Annotated in this window: 18 protein-coding genes and 1 tRNA gene; 11 read left to right on the forward strand and 8 right to left on the reverse strand. The window is 68.4% G+C overall.

Features of this window, described 5'->3' with window-relative positions; genetic code table 11:
- The first annotated feature begins 7 nt into the window (after nucleotides 1-7).
- From BS69_RS0108400 to BS69_RS0108425, 6 genes are all read left to right on the forward strand, one after another.
- A complete protein-coding gene (locus tag BS69_RS0108400) occupies nucleotides 8-1,588 on the forward strand; it encodes a flavin monoamine oxidase family protein (protein ID WP_029941506.1) in 1,581 nt (526 codons plus the stop codon).
- A gap of 133 nt (nucleotides 1,589-1,721) precedes the next feature.
- On the forward strand, nucleotides 1,722-2,129 hold the full coding sequence (locus BS69_RS0108405) for a DUF2147 domain-containing protein (RefSeq protein WP_029941507.1): 408 nt from the start codon (nucleotides 1,722-1,724) through the stop codon (nucleotides 2,127-2,129).
- Nucleotides 2,130-2,149: 20 nt separating this feature from the next.
- On the forward strand, nucleotides 2,150-3,451 hold the full coding sequence (locus BS69_RS0108410; RefSeq protein ID WP_029941508.1) for an OmpP1/FadL family transporter: 1,302 nt from the start codon (nucleotides 2,150-2,152) through the stop codon (nucleotides 3,449-3,451).
- A gap of 57 nt (nucleotides 3,452-3,508) precedes the next feature.
- Nucleotides 3,509-5,710 carry an excinuclease ABC subunit UvrB gene (gene uvrB / locus BS69_RS0108415; RefSeq protein WP_029941509.1) on the forward strand — a complete coding sequence of 734 codons (2,202 nt, stop codon included), beginning with the start codon at nucleotides 3,509-3,511 and terminating at the stop codon, nucleotides 5,708-5,710.
- A gap of 97 nt (nucleotides 5,711-5,807) precedes the next feature.
- On the forward strand, nucleotides 5,808-6,581 hold the full coding sequence (locus BS69_RS0108420) for a class I SAM-dependent methyltransferase (protein WP_029941510.1): 774 nt from the start codon (nucleotides 5,808-5,810) through the stop codon (nucleotides 6,579-6,581).
- Between the two features lie 36 nt (nucleotides 6,582-6,617).
- Nucleotides 6,618-8,111, forward strand: a complete 1,494-nt coding sequence (locus BS69_RS0108425; RefSeq protein WP_029941511.1) for a S10 family peptidase — start codon at nucleotides 6,618-6,620, stop codon at nucleotides 8,109-8,111.
- Between the two features lie 13 nt (nucleotides 8,112-8,124).
- Here BS69_RS0108425 and BS69_RS0108430 read toward each other — a convergent pair.
- Nucleotides 8,125-8,201, reverse strand: a tRNA-Pro gene (locus BS69_RS0108430).
- A 152-nt stretch (nucleotides 8,202-8,353) separates the two neighbouring features.
- On the opposite strand from BS69_RS0108430, the gene BS69_RS0108435 reads away from it, so the two are divergent.
- A complete protein-coding gene (locus BS69_RS0108435; RefSeq protein ID WP_029941512.1) occupies nucleotides 8,354-9,058 on the forward strand; it encodes a type 1 glutamine amidotransferase domain-containing protein in 705 nt (234 codons plus the stop codon).
- Here BS69_RS0108435 and BS69_RS0108440 read toward each other — a convergent pair.
- Both BS69_RS0108440 and BS69_RS0108445 read right to left on the reverse strand, forming a co-directional pair.
- A complete protein-coding gene (locus tag BS69_RS0108440; protein WP_029941513.1) occupies nucleotides 9,055-10,362 on the reverse strand; it encodes an FAD-dependent oxidoreductase in 1,308 nt (435 codons plus the stop codon). The two genes, BS69_RS0108435 and BS69_RS0108440, sit on opposite strands and share 4 nt — an antisense overlap.
- 57 nt (nucleotides 10,363-10,419) lie before the next feature.
- A complete protein-coding gene (locus BS69_RS0108445) occupies nucleotides 10,420-10,743 on the reverse strand; it encodes a polyhydroxyalkanoic acid system family protein (RefSeq protein WP_029941514.1) in 324 nt (107 codons plus the stop codon).
- Nucleotides 10,744-10,784: 41 nt separating this feature from the next.
- On the opposite strand from BS69_RS0108445, the gene BS69_RS13715 reads away from it, so the two are divergent.
- Nucleotides 10,785-11,687: a D-Ala-D-Ala carboxypeptidase family metallohydrolase gene (locus BS69_RS13715; RefSeq protein WP_156956976.1), complete on the forward strand. Its 903-nt coding sequence runs from the start codon at nucleotides 10,785-10,787 to the stop codon at nucleotides 11,685-11,687.
- A 68-nt stretch (nucleotides 11,688-11,755) separates the two neighbouring features.
- Nucleotides 11,756-14,356, forward strand: coding sequence for an ATP-dependent chaperone ClpB (gene clpB, locus BS69_RS0108455; RefSeq protein ID WP_029941516.1), 2,601 nt, complete (start codon nucleotides 11,756-11,758; stop codon nucleotides 14,354-14,356).
- A gap of 7 nt (nucleotides 14,357-14,363) precedes the next feature.
- On the opposite strand, the gene BS69_RS0108460 is transcribed toward clpB, so the two are convergent.
- The 4 genes from BS69_RS0108460 to BS69_RS0108475 all read right to left on the reverse strand — a co-directional run bounded on the left by BS69_RS0108460 (nucleotide 14,364) and on the right by BS69_RS0108475 (nucleotide 21,136).
- Nucleotides 14,364-14,633: a hypothetical protein gene (locus BS69_RS0108460; protein WP_029941517.1), complete on the reverse strand. Its 270-nt coding sequence runs from the start codon at nucleotides 14,631-14,633 to the stop codon at nucleotides 14,364-14,366.
- 83 nt (nucleotides 14,634-14,716) lie between these two features.
- Nucleotides 14,717-15,874: an aspartyl/asparaginyl beta-hydroxylase domain-containing protein gene (locus BS69_RS0108465; RefSeq protein WP_029941518.1), complete on the reverse strand. Its 1,158-nt coding sequence runs from the start codon at nucleotides 15,872-15,874 to the stop codon at nucleotides 14,717-14,719.
- Nucleotides 15,874-17,865: a tetratricopeptide repeat-containing sulfotransferase family protein gene (locus tag BS69_RS0108470; protein WP_029941519.1), complete on the reverse strand. Its 1,992-nt coding sequence runs from the start codon at nucleotides 17,863-17,865 to the stop codon at nucleotides 15,874-15,876. The genes BS69_RS0108465 and BS69_RS0108470 overlap by 1 nt, the downstream gene beginning before the upstream one ends.
- 76 nt (nucleotides 17,866-17,941) lie before the next feature.
- Complete coding sequence (locus BS69_RS0108475) at nucleotides 17,942-21,136, reverse strand: TonB-dependent receptor domain-containing protein (RefSeq protein WP_029941520.1); 3,195 nt, start codon at nucleotides 21,134-21,136, stop codon at nucleotides 17,942-17,944.
- 301 nt (nucleotides 21,137-21,437) lie between these two features.
- Here BS69_RS0108475 and BS69_RS0108480 point away from each other — a divergent pair, with 301 nt between their 5' ends.
- Together BS69_RS0108480 and BS69_RS0108485 are read left to right on the forward strand one after the other, a co-directional pair.
- Nucleotides 21,438-21,935, forward strand: a complete 498-nt coding sequence (locus BS69_RS0108480; protein ID WP_029941521.1) for a hypothetical protein — start codon at nucleotides 21,438-21,440, stop codon at nucleotides 21,933-21,935.
- A gap of 44 nt (nucleotides 21,936-21,979) precedes the next feature.
- Complete coding sequence (locus BS69_RS0108485; RefSeq protein WP_156956977.1) at nucleotides 21,980-23,437, forward strand: putative 2OG-Fe(II) oxygenase; 1,458 nt, start codon at nucleotides 21,980-21,982, stop codon at nucleotides 23,435-23,437.
- On the opposite strand, the gene BS69_RS0108490 is transcribed toward BS69_RS0108485, so the two are convergent.
- The gene (locus tag BS69_RS0108490; protein ID WP_029941523.1) at nucleotides 23,434-23,643 is read right to left on the reverse strand and encodes a DUF2093 domain-containing protein; all 210 of its coding nucleotides are present in this window, start codon (nucleotides 23,641-23,643) and stop codon (nucleotides 23,434-23,436) included. The genes BS69_RS0108485 and BS69_RS0108490 overlap by 4 nt on opposite strands.
- Nucleotides 23,644-23,651 lie beyond the last annotated feature (8 nt).

Below are 23,651 nucleotides of genomic sequence, written 5' to 3' on the forward strand. Positions count from 1 at the left end.
GGGGCCGATGAGCGTTTCGCGTCGCGAGATCCTGCTGCGGATCGGCAGCACGGCCGGGCTTGGTGCCACTTACGGGGCGATGCAGCTTCTCGGGCTGGCGGTCGGGACCCCGGCCAAGGCGGCCGACTTCGCGCTCCCCAGGGCGCCCGGCAAGGGACCCAGTGTGGTCGTGCTCGGCGCCGGGATCGCCGGCCTGGTCTCGGCCTACGAGCTCGAGCAGGCGGGCTACCGGGTGACCTTGCTCGAGGCGCGCGACCGGATTGCGGGACGCAGCTGGACGATGCGCGGGCAGGAGCGGATCGTCATGGACGGCCGCGCCGATCAGCGCGCCAGTTTCTCGCCCGGGCTCTATTTCAACGCGGGGCCGGCGCGGCTGCCGTCGCACCACCATGTGATCCTCGGCTATGCGCGCAAGTTCGGGGTCGCGCTCGAGCCCTTCGTCAACGCCAATCGCTCGGCGAGCTGGGACTTCAATGGCAAGGTCGTGAAGGGCGGCCGGATGCTGTTCGACTTCCAGAGCCGGCTCGGCGAGCTCATTGCCAAGGCGATCGACCGCAAGGCGCTCGATGACGTCATGCCGGCGGAGGAGCTCAAGGAATTCCGCCAGTTTCTCGATTTCTACGCCGGGCTGGGCAAGGACGGCAGGGTCGTCCCCAATCCCCGCGACGGCTATCGCACGCTGCCCGGCGGTTATGACCACCCGGCCGAATTCTACGATCCGCTGACCCTGCGCGAGGCGCTGCCGTCGCGCGCGGCGGTGCTGCCGCACATCTTCGAGCAGATCACCGACATGCAGGCGACGATGATGCAGCCGGTGGGGGGCATGGACCGGATCGCGCACGCCATTCACGACGCGCTGCGGAGCAAGGCGCGGCTGGGCGAACCGGTCAGCGCGATCCGCCGCGAGGGCGATGGGGTAAGGATCGAGCACAAGAGCGGCGTGACCCGCGCGGATTATTGCGTCTGCGCGCTGCCGACCACGACGCTGTCGAAGATCCCGAGCGACTTCGCGCCCGCCAAGGCGGCCGCGCTCAAGGACGTGCCCTATCTCGGCAGCTGCAAGGTCGCGTTCGAAGCCCCGCGCTTCTGGGAGCGGGACGACCATGTCTATGGCGGGCTGGCCTGGACCGACCGGCCGAACGAGAATGTCATCTATCCGAGCCATGGCCTGGGCAGCGCCCGCGGGGTGCTCGTCGGCGCCTATGTCGCGGGGTGGACCCGGCAGGACAATCCCGATGCGTTCGCCAAGCTGCCGGTGGCGGAGCAGATCCGCCTCAGCCGGGAGTCGGTCGAGGCCCTTCATCCGGGCCGGGGCCAGCTGCTCGCCAGCCCGGTCGCGGTCGACTGGGGGCTGGTGCCCTGGTCCTACGGCGTGGGGGCGGTCGGTCCGGACTTCGACGACACGGCGCCGGGAGTCCGCCGCGGCCCACGTTATACCGAGCTGACGCGGCCCGAAGGCCCGATCGTCTTCGCCGGCGAGCACCTCTCCTACGTCGGCCTGTGGCAGGAGAGCGCGGCGACGAGCGCGCACGAGGCGGTAGCGCTGATCGCGACGATGGCCGCGGAGAAGCGGGTCACGGCGGGCTGAGCCGCACCGTTCGTCGCTTTCTCCATACGTTGGTCGCGCAACTGCTTGACCAATGCGGCCGGGGCTTTCAGTCGCCCCTCGTTCGGTAGAGGAACCCCCTCCTCTCCCAAATCGCTCGAAAGACTTGGAAAACATGTCGCTTATCCTCGCTGCTGCCGCGCTTGCGGCGGCGTCGCCCGCCGCTTCGGACGGGGTCCTCGGCCTGTGGAAGACCGAGACCCGCAACGGGATCGTCGAGATCAGCCGCTGCGGCGCCTCGGTCTGTGGCCGCCTGGTGACCTCGGACGGGCTCAAGGCCGATCCCAACCTCAAAGACGTCAACAACAGCAATGCGGCCCTGCGCGGTCGGCCCCTGAAGGGCCTGCTGATCCTCAGCGGCTTCAAGCCCGAGGGCGCGGTCTGGAACGGCGGCAAGATCTACAATGCCGAGGACGGCAAGACCTACAGCGCGCGACTGACCCCGGCCGGCAACCGGCTCCAGGTCCGCGGCTGCATCTTCGTCCCGCTCTGCAAGACGCAGAGCTGGACCCGAATTCGCTGATCACAACGAAAGACCGACCAATGATTTCGCGTAAATTTGCGGCGCTCGCCGCCACGACCACCCTTGCCCTCGCCTTCGGCGCGACCCCGGCCTTCGGCCAGGCCTTCTATCTCCAGGAACAGTCGGTGCGCGGCGCGGGCCGGGCCTTTTCGGGCGAGGCGGCCGACACCGGCTCGCAGAGCCTGTGGTGGAACCCCGCCGCGATCGGCGGCGAGACCAGGGCCAGCGGCGCGCTCGGCGTCTCGCTGATCCTGCCCCATGGCAAGGTGGTCGACACCGGCACCCGCATCGTCCGTCCGGGCCAGCTTGCCGCATCGGTCGGCGGCGATCCCGTCGCCAGCAACCCGATCAACAAGGGCGCGCTGCCCTCGGGTTCAATCGCGGTGCCGCTCAACGACCGCGTCGCGCTCGGCCTCGCGATCAGCTCGCCGTTCAGCTTCACCACCGATTACGATGCCGACAGCTGGACCCGCTACAGCGCGGACAAGACCAGCCTGCGCACCATCGACGTCCAGCCCTCGATCGGGGTCGCGGTGACCGACAATCTGCGGATCGGCGGCGCGCTCAACATCGAATATGCCAAGGCGACGCTGAGCAACGCGCTGCCCAACCTCTCGCCCTTGCTGGCCGACGGCAGCCAGCGGCTGAAGGGCGACGGCTGGGACTTCGGCTGGAGCGCGGGCCTGCAACTCCACAACGAGCGCGCGACGCTCGGCCTCGCCTACAAGTCCTCGGTCCGCCACAAGCTGACCGGCGACCTTCGCGTCAGCGGACTGGTCGGCCCGCTGGCGGGTTCGAACGTCAGCCTCAGCGACATTTCGGCGACCTTCCGCACCCCCGACCAGATCATCGTCGCGGGCCGGTACAAGGCGACCGACCAGCTGACGCTGAACGCGCAGTTCGTCCGCTTCGGGTGGAAGAAGTTCGACGACATCGCGCTCGGCGCGCCGGTCAACCAGGCGCTGCCGCAGAACTATCGCAATAGCTGGAGCCTCGCGGGCGGCGTCGATTATGCCGTTTCGCCCGAACTGACGCTGCGCGCCGGCGTGCAGCGGGCGCTTACCCCGACCCGCGACGGCCAGCGTGACGCGCGCGTGCCCGACAGCAACCGCTGGAACTTCGGGCTGGGCGGCAGCTATGCGGTGACCAAGGCGATCACGCTCGACGCCGCCGCCAATTACGTCGACTTCGCCAAGGCGAGCATCGACCGCCCGACCGCGGCCTATGTCGGCACCCCGGCGCAGACCGTGATCCTGACCTCGGGCCAGCTCGAGAAGGCGCGGGCGGTGGTGCTGTCCTTCGGCGGCGCGGTCCACTTCTAGTCACGCGAGAGGCCCCGGGCGATTGCCGCTCGGGGCCTCCATCCCCATATTCGGGGGATGGAAATCAAGATCCGCACGTCGCTCGCCGAACCGGACACGAGCGAGGAGTTCGTGCCGCACCGGCCGGCGCGGCCCGACAAGGCGGAAGGCGGCCGGCCGTTCGTCCTCAAGAGCGATTACGAACCCGCGGGCGACCAGCCGACCGCGATCCGCGAGCTGGTCGAAGGCATCATGGCAGGCGGCGAGAAGAGCCAGGTGCTGCTCGGCGTCACCGGCTCGGGCAAGACCTTCACAATGGCGCAGATCATCCAGGCGACGCAGCGCCCGGCGCTGATCCTCGCGCCAAACAAGATCCTCGCGGCGCAGCTCTACGGCGAGTTCCGCAGCTTCTTTCCCGACAATGCAGTCGAATATTTCGTCAGCTACTACGATTATTACCAGCCCGAGGCCTACGTCCCCCGCACCGACACCTATGTCGAGAAGGAGTCGAGCGTGAACGAGGCGATCGACCGGATGCGCCACTCGGCCACCCGGTCGCTGCTCGAGCGCGACGACGTGATCATCGTCGCCTCGGTCAGCTGCCTCTACGGCATCGGATCGGTCGAGACCTATTCGGCTATGACCTTCAGCCTCAAGAAGGGCGAGAGCGCCGACCAGCGCGAGATCGTCCGCAAGCTCGTCGCGCTGCAGTACAAGCGAAACGACGCGGCCTTCGCGCGCGGCAACTTCCGGGTCCGCGGCGACAGCCTCGAGGTGTTTCCGTCGCACTATGAGGACAGCGCCTGGCGGATCAGCTTCTTCGGCGACGAGATCGAGGACATCGTCGAGTTCGATCCGCTGACCGGCAAGAAGACCGCGAGCCTCGGCAGCGTCAAGCTGTACGCCAACTCGCACTATGTGACCCCGGGACCGACGCTCAAGCAGGCGAGCCACGCGATCCGCCACGAGCTGGAGGAGCGGCTGAAGGAGCTCAACGCCGAAGGACGCTTCCTCGAGGCGCAGCGGCTGGAGCAGCGGACCAATTTCGACCTCGAGATGATCGCCGCTACGGGCTCGTGCGCGGGAATCGAGAATTACAGCCGGTTCCTGACGGGCCGCCTGCCGGGCGAGCCGCCGCCGACGCTGTTCGAATATCTCCCCGACAATGCTTTGCTGTTCGTCGACGAAAGCCACCAGACCGTGCCGCAGATCGGCGCGATGGCCAGGGGCGACCACCGGCGGAAGATCACGCTCGCGGAATATGGCTTTCGGCTTCCGAGCTGCATCGACAATCGCCCGCTGCGCTTCAACGAGTGGGACGCGATGCGCCCGCAGTCGGTGTTCGTCTCGGCCACCCCGGGGCCGTGGGAGATCAACGAGACCGGCGGCGTCTTCTCCGAGCAGGTCATCCGCCCGACGGGCCTCATCGACCCGCCGGTCGAGATCAAGCCGGTCGAGGACCAGGTCGACGATCTCGTCGCCGAGGCCAAGGCGACCGCGAAGAAGGGCTATCGCACGCTCGTCACCACGCTCACCAAGCGGATGGCCGAGGACCTCACCGAATATCTCCACGAGGCGGGGCTCAGGGTCCGCTACATGCACTCGGACGTCGAGACGCTGGAGCGTATCGAGCTGATCCGCGACCTCCGGCTTGGGGTCTATGACGTGCTGGTCGGCATCAACCTCCTGCGCGAGGGCCTCGACATTCCCGAGTGCGGGCTGGTCGCGATCCTCGACGCGGACAAGGAAGGCTTCCTGCGCTCGGAAACGAGCCTCATCCAGACCATCGGCCGCGCGGCGCGCAACGTCGAAGGCAAGGTCATCCTCTACGCCGACCGGATCACCGGCTCGATGGAGCGCGCGCTCAACGAGACCAACCGGCGCCGCGAGAAGCAGGAGGAATATAACCGCCTCCACGGAATCACCCCGGCGACGATCAAGCGCGACATCAGCGACATCATCGCCCATGTCTCGACCCGCGACGGGGTGGTGGTCGATACCGGCGATCCCGAGACACCGCACCTCGTCGGCCACAATCTGCGCGCCTACATCAAGGATCTGGAAGAGCGGATGCGCAAGGCAGCGGCCGATCTCGAGTTCGAGGAAGCCGGCCGGCTGCGCGACGAGATCCGCAAGCTGGAGGAAGACGAGCTCGGGATTCCGGACCACGAGCGAGCGGCGCCGCGGGTCGGCCATTCGACCGAGGGCAAGCCCGGCACCCGCAAGACACGCTTCGGCAAGCAGCAGCAGATGCGGATGAACAAGCGCGCGCGGCGCTAGCGGCCGCCTGCAACTCCCGCTGGCGCGTTGGTCGAAGCGCGACTAGCCTCGCCCCCGCGGGCGCGCTCCGCTGCGTGCCGTCGACAGGGGAAACAGGATGAAAGCCTTCGCTCTTCTCGCCGCCGCGTCGCTCGTGCTCACGGCCTGCGCCACCACTGGTCCGACCAGCGTCGACCTCGCGCCCGTCTATGCCGCCGCGGTCGCCAATCCCGCGCGCGCCGACGAAGAGCGCAAGCTCGACGCGAGCCGCAAGCCGGCGGAGACCCTCGCCTTTCTCGGGCTGCGCCCGGGCATGCGTGCTGCCGACCTCATCACCGGTTCGGGCTACTGGGCCCGGCTCATGGCCTCCGTGGTCGGCCCGGGCGGCAGCGTCACCGCCTTCCAGCCCGAACAATTCTACAAGGCGGGCGAGGAGAAGGCCAAACTCGATGCCCTGATCGCCGCCTCGCCCGGGGTCACCCTCGCGCGCTATCCGTTCGAGAATTTCGCGCCGCCCGCGAACGCCTACGACTTCGCCCTCATCAACCTCAGCTATCACGACCTCTACTGGGAATCGGCCAAGTACGGCATCCCGCGCACCGACCCCGCCGGCTTCGCTCGCGGGCTTTATGCGGCGATGCGGCCGGGCGCGGTGGTCGGGGTGATCGACCATGTCGGGCCGGCCGGGGACACCCGCGCGATCGTCGACAAGCTGCACCGGATCGATCCGGCGGTGGTGCGCGCCGATTTCGAGCGCGCCGGCTTCCGGCTGGAAGCGGAAAGCCCGCTCCTGGCCAATCCGGCCGACGATCACAGCAAGCTGGTGTTCGATCCCGCCATCCGCGGCCAGACCGACCGCTTCTTCTACAAATTCCGCAAGCCGCGCCGCTAGGGAGCGGACGGGGCCGACAACAACAGGGGTGCGTGCATGAAGTTTGTGACGGGGGCACTGGCGCTCGCTTTGGCGGCGGTGCCGGCGGCGGCGCAGGCGCAGGACAAGGACAAGGCCGAGGCCGAGGCGCGCGCCTATGTCCCGCAGGTGGTCACCACGCGCCACCAGGGCAGCTTCGGCGGGCAGAGGGTCAATTATTCCGCGACGATCGGCGAGACCGTGCTCAAGTCCAAGGAGGGCGTGCCCGAGGCGGCGATCGTCACCACGGCCTATGTCCGTGAGCCGCGCGATCCTTCGCGGCCGGTCACCTTCCTGTTCAATGGCGGGCCGGGCTCGGGCTCGGTATGGCTGCAGATGGGCGCCTTCGGGCCCAAGCGGGTCGCGATTCCTTCCGACGCGCGTGACGACGGCGCGCCGCCCTATCCGCTGCTCGACAATCCCGACAGCCTGCTAGACGTCACCGACCTCGTCTTCATCGACCCGCCGGGCACGGGTTTCTCGGTGCTGCTGCCGGGGGCCGATCCGAAGAATTATTATGGCGTGAGCCAGGACGCCAAGGCGGTCGCACAGGTGATCCGGCGCTGGCTCAACGACAATGGCCGCTGGAACAGCCCCAAGTTCCTCGGCGGCGAAAGCTACGGGACGACGCGCTCGGCGGCGGTGGTGAACGAGCTCGAGGGGCAGACCTACAACGACGTCGCGCTGAACGGCATCATCCTCATCTCAACCATTCTCGACTTCGGCGCCGAATCCGAGGTGGCCGGGAACGAAATGGGGTTCGTCACCACCCTGCCCTCGATGGCGACCACCGCCGCTTATCACGGCAAGGGGCTCGCCGGGACACCCGCCGCCGAGGTGGCCGAACAGGCGCGCCAGTTCGCGATCGGGCCTTACGCCGCCTTCCTCCTCAAGGGGCAGAAAGCGAGCTCGGAAGAGCGGGCCGCGGTCCGTGCGCGCCTGTCGCAATTGATCGGGCTCAGCGAGAGCTTCCTCGACCGGGCGGAGCTGCGGGTCTCCCCCGACCGCTTCTACAAGGAATTGCTGCGCGACCGGGGCCTGACCATCGGCCGGCTCGACACTCGCTATACCGGCAAGGATTATGACTCGGCCGGGGAAAGCCCGGACAATGATCCCAGCTTCTACGGCATCGACGCGGGCTATACCGCCGCGGTCAACAGCTGGCAGCGCGGCGCGCTCGGGTTCCGGACCGACCGCGAATATCAGGCGATCGGGAGCGTCGGCCCGTGGGACTGGTCACTCGGCGGGGGCGGGCGTTCGGCCTATCTCAGTGTCGCGCCCTACATCGGCACCGCGCTGCGCGAGAACAGCGGACTGCGGGTGTTCGTCGGCCAGGGCTGGTACGATTTCGCGACGCCCTTCTTCGGCGCCGAATACAGCCTGTCGCGCACCGGAATCCCGCAGGACCGCATCGCCTGGCATTATTACGATGCCGGCCACATGATGTACGTCCGCGACGAAGACCGCGCCAAGCTCGCCCGCGACATCCGCGCCTTCATCCGGGCGCGCTAGGGCGACAGAAAAGTGGTCGGGGAGAGAGGATTCGAACCTCCGGCCCCTGCCTCCCGAAGACAGTGCTCTACCAGGCTGAGCTACTCCCCGACCGGCCCTCGCGCTTTCACGCGGGGGCCAAGGCGGGGCGGTCTTTAGGCGGCGGTTCGGCGGGATGCAACCTCTTGTCGCATCCTGCGCTGATAGCGGCACGGCGCGTCCCAAGTGAGCCGTCCCATCTCCACCGACAGAGGCCTCGACCAATGAATATCCTGATGATCCTCACCAGCCACGACCAGCTTGGCGATACCGGCAAGAAGACCGGCTTCTGGCTCGAGGAATTTGCCGCCCCTTATTATGTGCTCAAGGACGCCGGGCACACGATCACGCTCGCCTCGCCCAAGGGCGGGCAGCCGCCGCTCGACCCCAAGAGCGACGAGCCCGAGGCCCAGACCGAGGCGACCGAGCGCTTCAAGAAGGACGAGGCTGCCAAGGCCCAGCTCGCCGCGACCGAGGTGCTTTCCACCATCGATCCGTCGCGTTTCGACGCCGTCTTCTATCCGGGCGGCCACGGCCCGATGTGGGATCTCGCCAACGACACCGACTCCAAGCGCGTAATCGAGACCACGCTGGCCGACGGCAAGCCCGTCGCGCTGGTCTGCCACGCCCCCGCCGCGCTCAAGAACGTCACCGCCCCCGACGGCAGCCCGCTGGTCAAGGGCCGCAAGGTCACCGGCTTCACCAACGAGGAAGAGGAATCGGTCAAGCTCACCGACGTCGTCCCCTTCCTTCTCGAGGATGAGCTGAAGCGGCTCGGCGGCGACTATTCGAAGGGCGAGACGTTCAAGCCCTATGTCGTGACCGACGGCCTTCTCATCACCGGGCAGAACCCGCCGTCGAGCGAGCCCGCGGCCGAGGCCTTGCTCCACGCGCTCGAGAAGCAGCGCGAGGCCGAGCCCGCCGCCTAGCGGCCGGTCGCCTTCAGGAGATCGGGGACGCGCACGAGCTTTTCGCGCGCGAACCCGAGCCTGGCGGCGGCGACCTCGGCGGCCTCGATCTTCTGCCAGTCGGCGAACAGGATCGGGTCGCAGCCGCGCGACTGCAGCAGCCGGTCGAGGCCGGCGGCACCCGAGCGCCCGCTCGGCGCGCCTGCGGCCGGGAAGGCCGCGTCGATCGCCTCGGCGACCTCGAAGCCGTCGGGGCGGTTGGTGCCGATCGTTCCGGTCGGCCCGCGCCGGGCCCAGCCCACGGCATAGAGCCGCTCGCCGATCAGCCCGCCCGCATTGGGATAGCGGCCGAGCTTGTCGTCATAGGGGATGCCGGGAATGGGCGGCGAGGCGTAGCCGATGCAGCTGACGACGAGGCCGGCGGGAATGGCATAGGTCTCGCCGGTGCCGCGCGCCTGGCCGTGCGGATCGAGCGCGGTCCGCTCGACGATCACGCGTTCAGCTTTGCCCTCCCCCTCGATCGCGACGGGCTTGGCGAAGAAGTCGAAGGCGATGGTCTTGGGCTTGGCGCCATCAGGCGGCGAGGCGGCGAAGGCGCGCAGATGCTCGACCGACTTGCGCTGGCCGGGCTCGAGCGCGGCATCGGTGCCCTGTGGCGGGAAATCCCCGGGATCGACCGCGGGCGCGGCGGCCGCGAGGTGGCCGAGTTCGCCCAGTTCCTTGGGCGTCATCGCAATCTGGTGCGGCCCGCGCCGGCCAAGGATGGTGATCCGGCGAATGTGGCTGTTGCCGAGGGCCTCGAAGGCATGGGCAACGATGTCCGAGCCGGTGAATTCGCCCGGCGTCTTGGACAGGATCCGGGCAACGTCGAGCGCGACATTGCCATTGCCGACCACCACCGCATCCTCGGTCTGGAGATTGGGCGCGAGGTCGGCGAAGTCGGGATGGCCGTTGTACCAGCCGACGAAGGCCGCCGAACCGATCACCCCGGGGAGCTCGTCGCCGGGGATCCCGAGCCGGCGGTCATGCGGGGCACCGGTCGCCAGCACCACCGCGTCGTAGAAATGGAGCAGTTCCTCGATCGAGACGTCGGCACCGAGGTGGACGTTGCCGAGGAAGCGGACGCCCGGGGTCAAAGCGACCTTTTCGTAGCGGCGGGCGACCGCCTTGATCGACTGGTGGTCGGGGGCGACCCCGAAGCGGATCAGGCCGTAGGGGACGGGCAGCCGGTCGAGGATGTCGATCGTGACGTCGCCCGCTTTGGTCAGCGCCTCGGCGGTGTAGAAGCCGGCCGGGCCCGATCCGACGATGGCGACGTGGCGCATGGGTGCAGTCTCCCTTGGCCCGCGATGATAGCCGCCGCGGCGGCGGGGTCCAGCGCGTCAGTCCTTCGAGCGATCCTCGAGCAGCAGCTCGCTGCCCTTGGAGCGGAGCGCGGCCTCGATCGGCTTGGCCATCAGCGACAGCAACCCCGGAAGCTGGATATGGCAGCGGACCAGCGCGTCCTCGACCTCGATCCTGGCCTCGACCGACTGGCCCATGGCCGCGATGCCGAGGTCGAGCCGGTCGCCCTGCCACTGGTGGGTGACGTTGGCGCCGCCCGGGAAGAAGCTGGTCAGCTTGTGCATATTGGCTTCGATCCGGCGGCGGGCCTCGGCGCGACCGAGCTTGTGCGGCAGGTCGACATGGATGGGCTGGGTGCTCATGGAGGCGAAGTGAGCCCCGTTCAGTGTCTTTTCAACCTCCCATGCATTATGCTGCAGTGATGCGGCACGTTGCGGCCTCGATTGTCCTTGTCCTGCTGGCGGCCCCGTCCGCCGGCCAGCCCGTCGCGACCGGGCCGGCGGCGACGGTCACCCAAAGCGTCTCGATCCCGCCGATGCGGGCGGTGTGGAACCCTGCCGCCGACTATGTCGAATCCGGGCAGGACGAGCCGGGCTATCGTTTCTGGATCCAGCGCGATCCGTGGCGCGCGGGCGCCGTCAGCCAGTTCCACCGTTACCTCGAGGCGAGCGGGGTCGCGTTCATCGCCCCGACCTGGCAGCTCTTGCGCACCGCGAGCGACTGGCGCCGCTGCGGGGCCGAGCCGTTCGAGATTCCGCCGTCCGACGAATGGCCCAACATCGTCAACACGCTCCGCTATGTGCGCGACCATGTCGTGCCGCGGGTCGGGCCGGTCGAACCGGTCAGCGTGTTCCGCAATGCCGGGCTCAACCGCTGCGCCGGGGGTGCGCCCGAGAGCGTCCACCGCTCGATGAGCGCGATCGACTTCGTGCCGCTGACCCCGATCGACCGCGACACGATGATCCGCCGGCTGTGCGCCGAGCACCAGGTCGTGGGTCCGCGCTACAATGCGGGGCTGGGCTTCTACACCAAGATGCGGTTCCACGTGGACAGCTGGAAGTATCGCACCTGGGGCCGCGACGACGAAGGGCATCTTGCCTGTCCGAAGGTCGAAATTGCTCCCGCACCGGTGCTGGCGAAGGCGCCGGAGACGCAGCCCGCCGCCGCCTCGTCCGGGATGGTGTTCCGCACCGTCCCTGCAGCGAGCCCGAGCGCCGCGGCGCCCGCGACCACCGCTTTACCAAAGGCCGAACCGGCAGGCGACCCGCTCGCGCCGCTCCCGCCCGCGACCAGCGCGGGGCGCTGATCCGCAGGGCTTGTGTGGCGTAAAAGCAACACTATCTTCCCCGGACAAGAGAGGGGAAGCTGGCACTTATGGATTTCGAGAAGTTCACCGACCGCTCCAAGGGCTTCGTTCAGGCGGCGCAGACGATCGCCGTTCGTGAGCATCACCAGCGGATCGCGCCCGCCCACCTGCTGAAGGCGCTGCTCGATGACGAGCAGGGCATGGCCGCGGGCCTGATCCAGGCCGCCGGGGGCGATCCCCGCGCCGCCAAGCGCGAGGCCGATGCGCTGGTCGCGAAGATTCCGGCCGTGACCGGTTCGGGCGCGACCTCGGCGCCGGCGCTCGACGGCGATACCATCCGCCTGCTCGACCAGGCCGAACAGGTCGCGAGCAAGGCCGGCGACAGCTATGTCACGGTCGAGCGGATGCTGCTGGCGATGGCGCTCGCCAAGGGGACCGAGGTCGGCGACGCGCTCGGCCGTGCGGGCGTCCATCCGCAGGGTCTCAATGCCGCGATCGAGCAGCTGCGCAAGGGCCGCACCGCCGACACGCAGGGCGCCGAGGACCGTTATGACGCGCTGAAGAAGTTCGCCCGCGACCTCACCGCCGCCGCGCGCGAGGGCAAGCTCGATCCGGTGATCGGCCGCGACGAGGAAATCCGCCGCACGATCCAGGTGCTGGCGCGGCGGACCAAGAACAATCCGGTGCTGATCGGTGAGCCGGGCGTCGGCAAGACCGCCATCGCGGAAGGTCTGGCGCTGCGCATCGCCAATGGCGACGTTCCCGACGGGATCAAGGACCGCAAACTGCTGAGCCTCGACATGGGTTCGCTGATCGCGGGCGCCAAATATCGCGGCGAGTTCGAGGAGCGCCTCAAGGGCGTGCTCGACGAGGTCAAGCAGGCCGCGGGCGAGATCATCCTGTTCATCGACGAGATGCACACTCTGGTGGGCGCCGGGAAGAGCGAGGGGGCGATGGACGCGTCCAACCTCCTCAAGCCCGCGCTGGCGCGCGGCGAGCTTCACTGCATCGGCGCGACCACGCTCGATGAGTATCGCAAGCATGTCGAAAAGGACCCCGCGCTCCAGCGGCGCTTCCAGCCGGTGTTCGTGGGCGAGCCGACGGTCGAGGACACGATCTCGATCCTGCGCGGGCTGAAGGACAAATATGCCCTTCACCACGGGATCAACATCACCGACGGCGCGCTGGTCGCGGCGGCGACGCTCAGCAACCGCTACATCACCGACCGCTTCCTCCCCGACAAGGCAATCGACCTGATGGACGAGGCCGCGTCGCGGCTCCGGATGGAAGTCGAGAGCAAGCCCGAGGAGATCGAGAATCTCGACCGGCGGATCATCCAGCTCAAGATCGAGCGCGAGGCGCTGAAGAAGGAGACCGACAAGGGCTCCAAGGACCGGCTCGTCGTCCTCGAGAAGGAACTGGCGAACCTCGAGCAGCAGTCGGCCGAGCTGACCACCCGCTGGCAGGGCGACAAGGAGAAGATCGCCGCCGAGGGCAAGTTGAAGGAACAGCTGGACGCGCTCCGGATCGAGCTCGAGCAGGCGCAGCGCGGGGGCGACCTCGCGCGGGCGGGCGAGCTTCAGTACGGCCTCATCCCCGAACTCGAGAAGAAGCTGGCCGAAGCCAATGACAGCCAGGCCAATGCCATGCTGCGCGAGGAGGTGACCGCCGACGACATTGCCGGCGTGGTCTCACGCTGGACCGGGATCCCGGTCGAGCGGATGCTCGAGGGCGAGCGCGAGAAGCTCCTCAAGATGGAGGAGATCATCGGCAAGCGCGTGATCGGCCAGGAACAGGCGGTGAAGGCCGTCTCGACCGCGGTCCGCCGCGCCCGCGCCGGGCTGCAGGACCCCAACCGGCCGCTGGGCTCGTTCCTGTTCCTCGGGCCGACCGGCGTCGGCAAGACCGAGCTCACCAAGGCGCTCGCCGAATTCCTGTTCGACGATTCCAGCGCGATGGTCCGCATCGACATGAGCGAGTTCATGGAGAAGCACAGCGTCGCCCGGCTGATCGGCGCGCCGCCGGGCTATGTCGGCTATGAGGAAGGCGGGGTGCTGACCGAGGCGGTGCGGCGCCGGCCCTACCAGGTCGTGCTGTTCGACGAAGTCGAGAAGGCGCATGGCGATGTCTTCAACATCCTGCTGCAGGTGCTCGACGACGGGCGGCTGACCGACGGCCAGGGGCGGACGGTGGACTTCACCAACACGCTGATCATCCTGACTTCGAACCTCGGTTCGCAATATCTGGCGAACCTCGGCGAGGACGAGCCCGCGGACAAGGTCGAGGCGCAGGTGATGGACGTGGTTCGTGGCCACTTCCGGCCCGAGTTCCTCAACCGCCTCGACGACATCATCCTGTTCCACCGCCTGTCGGCGAGCCACATGGCGCCGATCGTCGACATCCAGGTGCGCCGCCTCGGCAAGCTGCTGGAAGAGCGCGGGATCGTCCTCGACCTGACCGACGCGGCCAAGTCGTGGCTCGGGCGGGTCGGCTATGATCCGGTCTATGGCGCACGGCCACTGAAGCGCGCGGTCCAGCGCTACCTGCAGGACCCGCTGGCCGACGCCATCTTGGCGGGCCGGGTCCGCGACGGCCAGGTGGTGCGTGTCGACGAGGGCGACGGTGCCCTCGTCCTCACGCCGGCGGAAGATGTGGCGGCGGCGGCCTGAGCCGCCGTCAGTTGCCCTTGGTCACGCGCAGCGTCTGCTGCTGGTCGGTTTCCTTGCGCGCCTCGCGGCGACGCTCGGCCCATTCGGCGCGGGTAGCGCAGACCTTGTGACCCTTGAGGCGCGAGCCGAGTTCGCCCTGGAACTCGCAGATCACCTCGTTCTGATCACGGCCGGTGGTCTTGTCGACCGAGTCCTTGGTCGCCGAGACGGTCGGCCCGAGCTTGGCCGGATCGACGGCCTGGGCGGACATGAGCGCGAGCGCGGTCAGCAGCAGCATGATACTAATCTCCCGGTAGACGGCTGCGGGCAGTGTGACGTGAGTCGGCCCGCCCCCGCAACCGGCTTTTCGACGAAAGGCGGCTAGAGGCCGCCCCCGGCCCCGCCTTCACAAGAAATTAGTGCCGCCACCGCGTCGCGCTCGGCGGCGCTGAGGCCGGGGTGCCAGACGTCGAAGATGAAGACGATCCGCAGCTGGTCGGTCGGGTTCATCGCCTCATGCTCGATCGTGTCGTCGAACACGAAGGCTTCCCCGCGTCGCCAGTGGCGGGTCTCGGCCCCGACCCGGAACCAGCAACCCTCGGGCACGACCAGCGGCAGGTGGCAGACCAGCCGCGCATTGTTGTAGCCGACGTGGGGCGGGATGTGCGTGCCGGGCGCCAGCAGCGAGAACATGGCATTGGGCCCGGCGCCGGGAATCTGCGGCTGCGGCAATTGCTCGAGCAGCGCCAGCGTCTGCGGGCAGTGCCGGGCATTGGCCTCGACCCGCTCGCCGTTTCGCCACAGGTGGACCGCGGTCCAGTCCTTGTTGTGATTGAGCGGACGCCACTGGTCGAGCGGCTCGTGCGACTGGTACTGGATGTAGGGGACGAGCTCGGTCCGCTCGGCCGCGAGCACGTCCTGCAATTCGACCGAGATGGTCTCGGTGGCCGCTTCGAGCATCGCCAGCCAGGGGAAGGCCGAGCGCGGATGAAATTCGTGCTCGACCAGCCCGGGGAAGGCGAAGTGAGTCGGGTTGGAATGATAGGCGCGGGTCCGGCGAAGCGAATTGCTGCGGAAGCGAGCGATCCGCGCCTGCTCCTCCGCGCCGGCCCTGGCCTCGGCCGGCGCCATCGCCTGCGCGAGCGCCTGCTCGCGCCGGGCGAGCCAAGCGTCGTGGACCGCCCGCCCCTGCGCGAGCACCCCCTCGATGGCGGGCGCGACCGGCCCTTCGGGCCGCTGGGCGAAGGCCGCGGCCCAGGCCTCGCCCGCATGCGCCTCGTCGAGGGTGGTGACGATGCTCGCCTTGAGCAGGAGCGCGGTGAAATCGAGCGGGTTTGCCTCGAGTGCGCGGTTGACCGCCGCCAGCGCAACGTGCGGCCGGCGCAGCGCGCGGCTGATCGCGGCATATTTGAGCCACAGGCCGGGGTCGCTTCCGGCGCGCTCGGCCGCCTCGCCGAGGAGGCGGTGCGCTTCGGGAAGATTGCCCGCCGCCGCCGCGGCATCGGCGGCGGCCGCCGCCTGCGCAACCGCCTCGTCCATCAGAGGTCGTAGCCGAACTTGTCGATCCACGGACGGACCGTGGGAATGATTGGCTCGAGGTGTTTGGCGTAGCGCTGCCAGCGCCCCTTCGAGCGGGTGTAGATGGGTTCGACAACCTGCGCGTAACTGGCTGTGCTGATGTGCCCGCGGCTGCTCGCGGTCTTCTGGTGGTCGAGGAGCTCGTCACGCCAGTGGAGACCCATCCATTCGACCAGCGGCTTCAGCTGCCCGGCGGGATCCTCGACCATCCGCTCGTAGACGATGGTGTGGACGTCGAGCCCGAACAGCGCGCGCGCCTTTTCCCAGTAGGTGAAGGTGAGGTCGTAGAGGTTGGCGGCGTCGTCGAGCCGGAGGAAGTTGGCCATGCCCATGTTGGGCCGGAAATTGGTCACGTAGCAGCTGAGCAGCACGTCGAGCGGGTGGCGCAGCGCGAGGATGAACTTGGCGTCGGGGAAGAGCCGCTTGATCGTCGGGACGCGGTTGAGGTTGAGCGGCTGCTTGTCGACCACGAGGGGATCGCCGGCGAGATCGACGAGCGTCGCGACCTTGGCGAAATAGCTGGCCTGCGCCTCGGCCAACCGCTCGGTGGTGAGGGTCGGAAAGGCGTCGAAGCCGCCCAGTTCCTGCTCGACCTGCACCACGAACGGTTCTTCCTCGAGCACCCGCGCATCGGGATGGCCCATGAGCATGGTGTCGAGGAGCGTCGTCCCGCTGCGGGGGAAGCCGACGAGGAAGACGGGGGTGCGGCGCTCGGGACGCGGGGCGGGGTGCTGCCAGCTCGCGATCCATTCGGGGCTGAGCGCGTCCATGTGGCCGCGGACCTGCTCGACATAAGTCCGGGCGCGCTGGAGGGGATCGATCGGATCTTCCTCCCACAGCCGGTTCATCTCGCTGAACTCGTCCCACGCTTCGTCGGCCCGGCCGAGCCGGTCGAGGATCTGGCCGCGCACCTGCCGCCGGCGCGGGAGGACCACGGCGTCCATCGACTGGTCGACCTCGGCCAGCGCTTCCTCGAAGCGGGTTTCACGCTTGAGCTTGAGCGCGCGCAGGAAATGCAGGGACTCGGGCGAGGCGCCATGGCGCTCGGCCCGGTCGAGGAGTGCCGGCAGGTCCTTCTCGCGGTTGGTCCGCTCGAACAGGTTGCCGAGCCCGAGATAGGCGCCCGACAGCGAGGGCTCGAGCGCCAGCGCGCGTTCGAAGCATTGTTCGGCGAGCTCGAAGCGATTGCGGAAGGCCGCGGCCTGGCCGAAGTCGGTTAGGATGTTGGCGTCGTCGGGCGCGAGTTCGGCTGCCTTCGCCAGCGCGTCGAAGCTGTCGTCCTCGTGGCCGGCCCGCTTGTAGAGCGTGGAGAGGGTACCCCAGGCCTTGGCATCGTCGGGGTGACGGCGGGTCAGCTCAAGCAGCTCCTGCCGGGCAGGCTCACCCTCGCCGAGGTCGATCAGCACGTTGGCGAGGTTGAGGCGGATCGGCGCGGCGTCGGGCACCAGCGCCACCGCGCGGCGCAGCGCCTCGGCTGCCTCGGCGTCCTGCCCCAGCGCGTTGAGGCTGTTGCCGAGGTTGTTCCAGCTCGACCAGTCGTTGGGATCGCGGCGGACGATCTCGCGGTAGAGCGGGACGGCCTGGTCGAAGCGGCCGGTCTCCTGCGCGAGATAGGCGCGCCAGGCGAGGGCAGGGTCATCGGCGGCATTCGTGGCCGGCGGGAGCAGCGACCATGCGCGCTCCGCTTGGCCGAGGGCCGCCAGCGCCTCGACGAGATTCAACCGGATCGTCTGGTCGCCGGGCTTGGCCTGATGGGCCCGGTCCAGGTGGGCGACGGCGCGGTCGTGCTGTCCGATCTTGAGCGCGATCGTCCCGACCATCGCGTGGAGCACGGGGTCCGACCCGCCGCCGAGCGCCGCTTCGCCGAGTGCGGCCGCCTCGGCCAGCCGCCCCGCGCGGATCAGCTGCCCGGCCTGCTGCAGGGTGCTGCTGTGGTCGGTCGTGACGGACATGAAGCGGGCGGTTCCTCAACGAAAAAGGGCGGCGATCCGAAGACCGCCGCCCCTCTTCTAGCGCGTTCGCCGGGACTTAGAAGTCCAGGGTCACACCGGCATACATGTACCGGCCGAGCGCGTCGTAGGTGCCCGGATAGGTGTTGCCGTTGCAGGTCACGCTGGCGCAGGCGCTGGCGCCGAAGCGGCCCGAGCCCGAGGTGACCAGCGGCGGATCCTTGTCGAAGATGTTATTCACACCAAGACGGAAGGTGTAGCTGTTCCCGATCGAAGCCGTGGCGGCCAGATCGAAATAGTTCTGCGCCTTAATCGTCGAGTTGAAGTTGTAGTAGTTGCCCGCGAGCGTGTCGCTCGAGTTCGAATACTCAACGTCAACCTTGCCGAAGTGCCGCCACTGAGCCGAGAGGCCGATGCCGTTCTTCATGTTGAAGCTCAGGCGGGCCTTGTGGCGCCACTTGGGCAGCGGGCCGGTGCAGGTCGGGCCGTAGTAGCCGGCGCAGTCATACTGCTCGGTCAGGCCGTTATCGACCTTGTAGTCGATGACGCGGGTGCCGACGAGGCTGGCCGACAGGGTCGCCCAGCCGCCGATCGGCTGCGAGTAGCTGCCGTTGACTTCGATACCGCTGGTCTTGACGCCGCCGACGTTGGTCGGGGTGTCGATGACGTAGCCGTCCGGGGTCAGCCAGAGCGAACCGCTGACCGGGTTACGACGGATCAGCGAGCAGACCGCGGCCGGCGACGAGGCGACGGTGGTCTGGGTGATGCAGGCGTTCAGGATGGCGTCGGCGCCATAACCCTGGATCGCGTCCTTCACCTTGATGTTGTAGTAATCGACGGTGAGGGCGGCACGCGGCAGGAACCGCGGCTGGAGCACGACACCAAGGGTCTTGGTGGTCGCGGTCTCCGGCTTCAGGTTCGGGTTACCGCCGAGCAGGCCGTTGTACTGGGCCGCCGGGTTGGTCGAAACGCGCTGGCCGATCGACAGGCCCTGGGCGAGACAGCCGACGTCCGCCGCGGTGAGGACGCGACCCGCGCACGGATCGGTCACACCGTCGAGGCCGACGAACTGCGCCGCGAACAGCTCCTGCAGGTTCGGCGCACGGACCGCACGGTTGTACGCACCGCGGAAGCGGATGTCGCGAACCGGAGCGAATTCGAGGCCGATCTTGTAGGTGTCGGTGTCGAACTTACCGCCGTTGCCGAGCTTGTAGTAGGACTTGCGATAGCCGGCATTGAGCGAGAGGTCGTAGACCCAGCTCTTCTCGACGATCGGAACCTGGGCTTCGGCGAACCACTCGAGAACGCGGAAGTTGCCCTTGATCGGCAGGGTCGGCGCGCCCTGGCCGGTGAGGTCACCGGTCTGGAACGCATTGTCGGTGTCGAGGAACACCGATTCCTTGCGATATTCAGCGCCGACGTTGATGCCGAAGCCTTCCTCGGCCCACGGCGACTTGATGCCATATTCACCGAGCAGGCCGGTGAAGTTGACGTTGGCGACCTGCTCGGAGGTGGCGCCCTTCTGGAAGCCGGTCGCCGAGAGGTAGTTGATCGCCGCGGCGCTGATCGGGGCACCGGTGAACACGTCGTACGGGACGCAGTTCGGGTCGGCACCGGTCAGGACCGAGCGGCAGACCGGCTGGATCCCCGCAATGTTCGGGTTGTCGACCACGTCGAGCGCGTTGCGCAGACGGGCGGCCGAGAACTCGTTCTTGTAGACCTGGCTGTAGTTGGTCCGGCCGTACTGGAAGTAGGCGTCGTAGGACCAGGCCTTGCTGAGGTCGCCGCGGGTGCCGAGCACGCCGCGATAGGCGGTGTGCTGGAGGTCGTTGACGCGCGGGCCGCCTTCGACGTTACGACGCAGGAGCTGGAAGAAGCCCTGGTTGTAGGTCGGGTTGGCGGCACCGACGACCGGGTTGATGAAATCGATCGGAGCGGCGCCCGGGGTCACCGTGTTGGTCGCATTGACCAGCGGGTAGTTGCCGAGGAAGCCGGTCACGAGGTTGGTGTTCGAGCAGGCGACCGACAGCTGCTGGGCCGACAGGAGCGGGTTGTCGCAGTTGATGGTCAGCGTGTTGCCGAAGTCACCCGACGGCGCGATCTGCGCGAGCGTCCGGTCGTCCATGAACATGAACTCGAGATACGGCTTGAAGGTGTCGTTGATCTCGTAGTTCGCGAACACGCCCGCAGTGTAACGCTCGTCCGGACGCTGGAAGTAGTTGGTCGGGGCGAAGTTGTAGCGGGTGGCCGAGAACGGGGTCAGCGTGCCGGCACCCAGCGCCGCGACGGTCGAGGTCGTGGTGCTGCTGGTGGTGGCGTAGACGACCGCGTTCTGCGCGGTGGCCGAACCGCCGCACTGCAGCGGGGCGGCCGGGTTGAGGCGGGTCGGACCGCTCAGCGCGGCGCCGGTGTTCTGAATGGTGCAGGCCGAATAGTCACGGCGAGCCTGGAGAACCGGAAGCGCCTTGCGGTAGCCGAAATAGGCCAGCGCATGACCGCGGTTGTCGTCGAAGCCGGTACCGATCGAAACGGTGCCGTCGAAGGTCTGGCCGTCGATGACGCTGCTCTTCGGGAACGAGTAGCCGGCAAGGCCCTGGTTCTGGCGGGCCTTGAGGATCGACGGGGTGATCTTCGAACCGTTGTTGTGCTGGTAGAAGCTGTACTGGCCGTCGAAGCGGATACCGTTGAAGTTGGTATCCATGATGAAGTTGACGACGCCGGCGACCGCGTCGGCACCGTAGGTCGACGAGGCGCCGCCGGTCAGCACTTCGACGCGCTTCACGATGGCCGAGGGCACGAAGTTCAAGTCGGCGGTCGACGAGCCCGGGTCACCCGGGGTCAGGCGGCGGCCGTTGACCAGCACCAGGGTGCGGCGGGCGCCGAGACCACGAAGGTCGACGGTGGCGGTGCCGGTCGCGCCGTTCGACAGCGACGAGCTCTGCGCGGCGAAGACCGACGGCAGCGAGTTCAGCAGGTCCTCGACCTTGGTCACACCCTGGAGCTTGAGGTCCTGGTTGGTGACGACGGTAACCGGCGCGCTCGACTCGAGGTTGGGCTGCGGAATGCGGGTGCCGGTGACGATGATGTCCTGGTCCTGCTGGACGTTCTCGCCTTCCGCCGAGGTGGTCGGGGTCGGCTGAGCCTCCGCCGGGCCGGTCGGATTGCTGACGTTGGTGCCGCCAGTGTCCTGGGCGAGCGCCGGAGTGGCGAGCAGGCTCGCGCCGACCAGCAAGGTCGTGCCGAGCAGTCGCTGGCGATATTCGAACTTCATCATGTCTTCCCCTTCGCTACTGTCCGGAAGGGTCGATGTCGGCCCCCGGTCAGCCAAGCACGCAGCAAAACCAAGCATGCAGCAGCAATCGCGCTTGCTGAAACAGGCTTGCTAACCCTGCTGACTAAGCGAGAGAGTCACACTGGTGCAAACGTTGAGGAGGGGTCCCAATGTCGGACAGTCGCGCTATGTTGCGGAAGTGCAACATGGTGTTGGCTATGAAGTCGGGCCATTAATCACGGCTAATCAGGGGTTTGGGGAGGAGCGAGCAATGTCGAGCGGGAAGATGGTAATTGCGTCCGTAATGATTTTCGTAAGTGCCGGTTCGGCCCTTGCCGCCGCCCCCGCCGCCTCCGCGCCCGCTTCTGCGGCGCAGCTCGACCGCTTGCTCGCCTGCCGCGCCAACCCCGATCCCGCCCAGCGCCTCGCCTGCTTCGACCGCGAAAGCGCGGGCCTCGCCGAGGGCATCGCCAAACGCGACGTGGTGGTGATGGACCGCGAGGCGGTACGCTCGACCAAGCGCACCCTGTTCGGGCTGAGCCTGCCGCGGATCAACATCCTCGACGACGGCAAGGACGAGGTCACCCAGCTCGACGGCGTGATCGAGAGCGTCGGCCGCAACCGCGACGGCGGCCTGTTCCTGATCCTCCAGGGCGGGGCGCGCTGGACCCAGATCGACAGCAAGACCGTCGCCGTCGAGCCGCGGCCCGGGAACAAGGTCGTGATCCGCAAGGGCGCGCTTGGAAGCTATGTGATGAGCATCGACCGGATGCCCGGGATCAAGGTCCGCCGGGTCAACTAGGCCCACGCTTGCGGACCCGCTGCGATGCGGGTTTGATGCAGGCCATGACGGCGGATCGCGGCCTTGCCCTGATCGAAGCGGGCCGCGAGGAGGAAGCGATCCTCCTGCTTCGCGATGCGCTGACGCATGCGCCGGACGACGCGCGCTTGCGGCAGGTGCTCGGGTTGGCGTTGCGCGCTGCCGAGCGATGCGGCGAGGCGGCCGAGGCAATGGCCCGCGCGGCGCGGCTGGCCCCGACCGACCGGCGGATCGCGCAAGGGTTGGCACAATGCCGGCTCGAGGCGGGGCTGGAGGCGACACCGGCCTTTGCGGCGGCACTTCGGCTGGGGCCCGACGACCTCGCCATCGCGCAAGGCGCGATCGCCGCCATTGCCGCCGAACAGGGCCCGGGGCCGGCGCTCGAAGCGCTCGAACCCTGGCTCGCCCGTTTTCCCGACTGGCTGGCCGGCCACTGGCTCGCCAGCCGCCTCGGCGCCGCAGCGGGAAGCGACGCGCCGGTCGACCACAGCATTGCCGCCGAACTCGCGCGCCGACCGGAGGCGCGGCACCTGTGGCAGCACCGCCTGTTCACCCTGATGCACAGCCGCCACTGGAGCGAGGCCGCCGCCGTGGTCCGCGAGGCACGCGCCCGCTTCCCCGCCGACTTGGCCTTCGCCTGGGACGAAGCGGCCATCGCGACCGAGCTTGGCGAAGTGGCGCGCGCCGAAGCCCTCTATGCCGCGCTCGGCCCCCTGCCCGACCTCGGCCACGCCATCTTCCGCTGCCGGCACTGGCTGCGGCAGGGCCGGCCCGAACTGGTGGCGGCGCTCCACGGCCACCTCCCCTCGCCCGCCGGGACCGAAGCCCTCTATCCCTATTTCTCCATCGCCTGGCGGTTACTCGGAGATCCCCGGAGCGCCTGGCTCGAGGCCCCCGCTTTGGTCGGGATCTATGATCTCGAGGACGAGTTGCCGCCGCTCGGCGAGCTCGCCGAGACCCTGCGCGGGCTCCACAATCAGGTCCGCCAGCCGCTCGACCAGTCGGTCCGGCAGGGGACCCAGACCGACGGCCACCTGCTCCTGCGCGCCGACCCGCGGGTGCAGGCGCTGCGCTCGGTGCTGGCGGAGGCGGTGGCGCGGCACGTCGCCGCCTTGCCGCCGCGCGATCCCGCGCATCCGCTGCTTCGCCATCGCCGCGACGCGCCGGTCCGCTTCGCCGGAAGCTGGTCGGTGCGGCTCACCGCGGGCGGGCACCATGAAAATCACGTCCATCCGGAGGGGTGGTTCAGCTCGGCGCTCTACGTCGCCTTGCCCGAAGCCATGGGCGGGGACGGCAAGGCCGGCTGGCTGACGCTCGGCGCGCCGCAGGAGAGCCTGGGCCTCGACCTTGCGCCGCTCGACATGGTCGAGCCGATGCCAGGGCGGCTGGTGCTCTTCCCCTCGACCATGTGGCACGGGACGGTGCCCTTCACCGACGGCGAGCGGCTGACCGTCGCCTTCGACGTGAAGATGCCGCCGGCCTAGGCCCGGCTGGCGCGCTCCTCGCCGACCAGGCTGGCGGCGGCGTCGACATAGGGCTCCTGCCGGGCGACGCTCCAGTAGCGGAGCTGGTCGAGCGGGATGCGGACGTCGGTGACGGCGCAGCGAACATGGTCGCCTTCGCTCAGGAGCCGGAAGGTCCCCGCCATGTAATGGATCCGCGCCTCGCGCCCGCTGCCCTGCATCAACATCATTCGTC

It is taken from the genome of Sphingomonas astaxanthinifaciens DSM 22298 (genome assembly GCF_000711715.1).
GTDB lineage: Bacteria > Pseudomonadota > Alphaproteobacteria > Sphingomonadales > Sphingomonadaceae > Sphingomicrobium > Sphingomicrobium astaxanthinifaciens_A.

Bases quoted from the DNA above. Each gene is read 5' to 3' on its own strand.
- BS69_RS0108400 (WP_029941506.1), top strand. From the start codon at position 8: ATGAGCGTTTCGCGTCGCGAGATCCTGCTGCGGATCGGCAGCACGGCC.
- BS69_RS0108405 (WP_029941507.1), top strand. From the start codon at position 1,722: ATGTCGCTTATCCTCGCTGCTGCCGCGCTTGCGGCGGCGTCGCCCGCC.
- BS69_RS0108410 (WP_029941508.1), top strand. From the start codon at position 2,150: ATGATTTCGCGTAAATTTGCGGCGCTCGCCGCCACGACCACCCTTGCC.
- uvrB (WP_029941509.1), top strand. From the start codon at position 3,509: ATGGAAATCAAGATCCGCACGTCGCTCGCCGAACCGGACACGAGCGAG.
- BS69_RS0108420 (WP_029941510.1), top strand. From the start codon at position 5,808: ATGAAAGCCTTCGCTCTTCTCGCCGCCGCGTCGCTCGTGCTCACGGCC.
- BS69_RS0108425 (WP_029941511.1), top strand. From the start codon at position 6,618: ATGAAGTTTGTGACGGGGGCACTGGCGCTCGCTTTGGCGGCGGTGCCG.
- BS69_RS0108435 (WP_029941512.1), top strand. From the start codon at position 8,354: ATGAATATCCTGATGATCCTCACCAGCCACGACCAGCTTGGCGATACC.
- BS69_RS0108440 (WP_029941513.1), bottom strand. From the start codon at position 10,362: ATGCGCCACGTCGCCATCGTCGGATCGGGCCCGGCCGGCTTCTACACC.
- BS69_RS0108445 (WP_029941514.1), bottom strand. From the start codon at position 10,743: ATGAGCACCCAGCCCATCCATGTCGACCTGCCGCACAAGCTCGGTCGC.
- BS69_RS13715 (WP_156956976.1), top strand. From the start codon at position 10,785: ATGCATTATGCTGCAGTGATGCGGCACGTTGCGGCCTCGATTGTCCTT.
- clpB (WP_029941516.1), top strand. From the start codon at position 11,756: ATGGATTTCGAGAAGTTCACCGACCGCTCCAAGGGCTTCGTTCAGGCG.
- BS69_RS0108460 (WP_029941517.1), bottom strand. From the start codon at position 14,633: ATGCTGCTGCTGACCGCGCTCGCGCTCATGTCCGCCCAGGCCGTCGAT.
- BS69_RS0108465 (WP_029941518.1), bottom strand. From the start codon at position 15,874: ATGGACGAGGCGGTTGCGCAGGCGGCGGCCGCCGCCGATGCCGCGGCG.
- BS69_RS0108470 (WP_029941519.1), bottom strand. From the start codon at position 17,865: ATGTCCGTCACGACCGACCACAGCAGCACCCTGCAGCAGGCCGGGCAG.
- BS69_RS0108475 (WP_029941520.1), bottom strand. From the start codon at position 21,136: ATGATGAAGTTCGAATATCGCCAGCGACTGCTCGGCACGACCTTGCTG.
- BS69_RS0108480 (WP_029941521.1), top strand. From the start codon at position 21,438: ATGATTTTCGTAAGTGCCGGTTCGGCCCTTGCCGCCGCCCCCGCCGCC.
- BS69_RS0108485 (WP_156956977.1), top strand. From the start codon at position 21,980: ATGACGGCGGATCGCGGCCTTGCCCTGATCGAAGCGGGCCGCGAGGAG.
- BS69_RS0108490 (WP_029941523.1), bottom strand. From the start codon at position 23,643: ATGTTGATGCAGGGCAGCGGGCGCGAGGCGCGGATCCATTACATGGCG.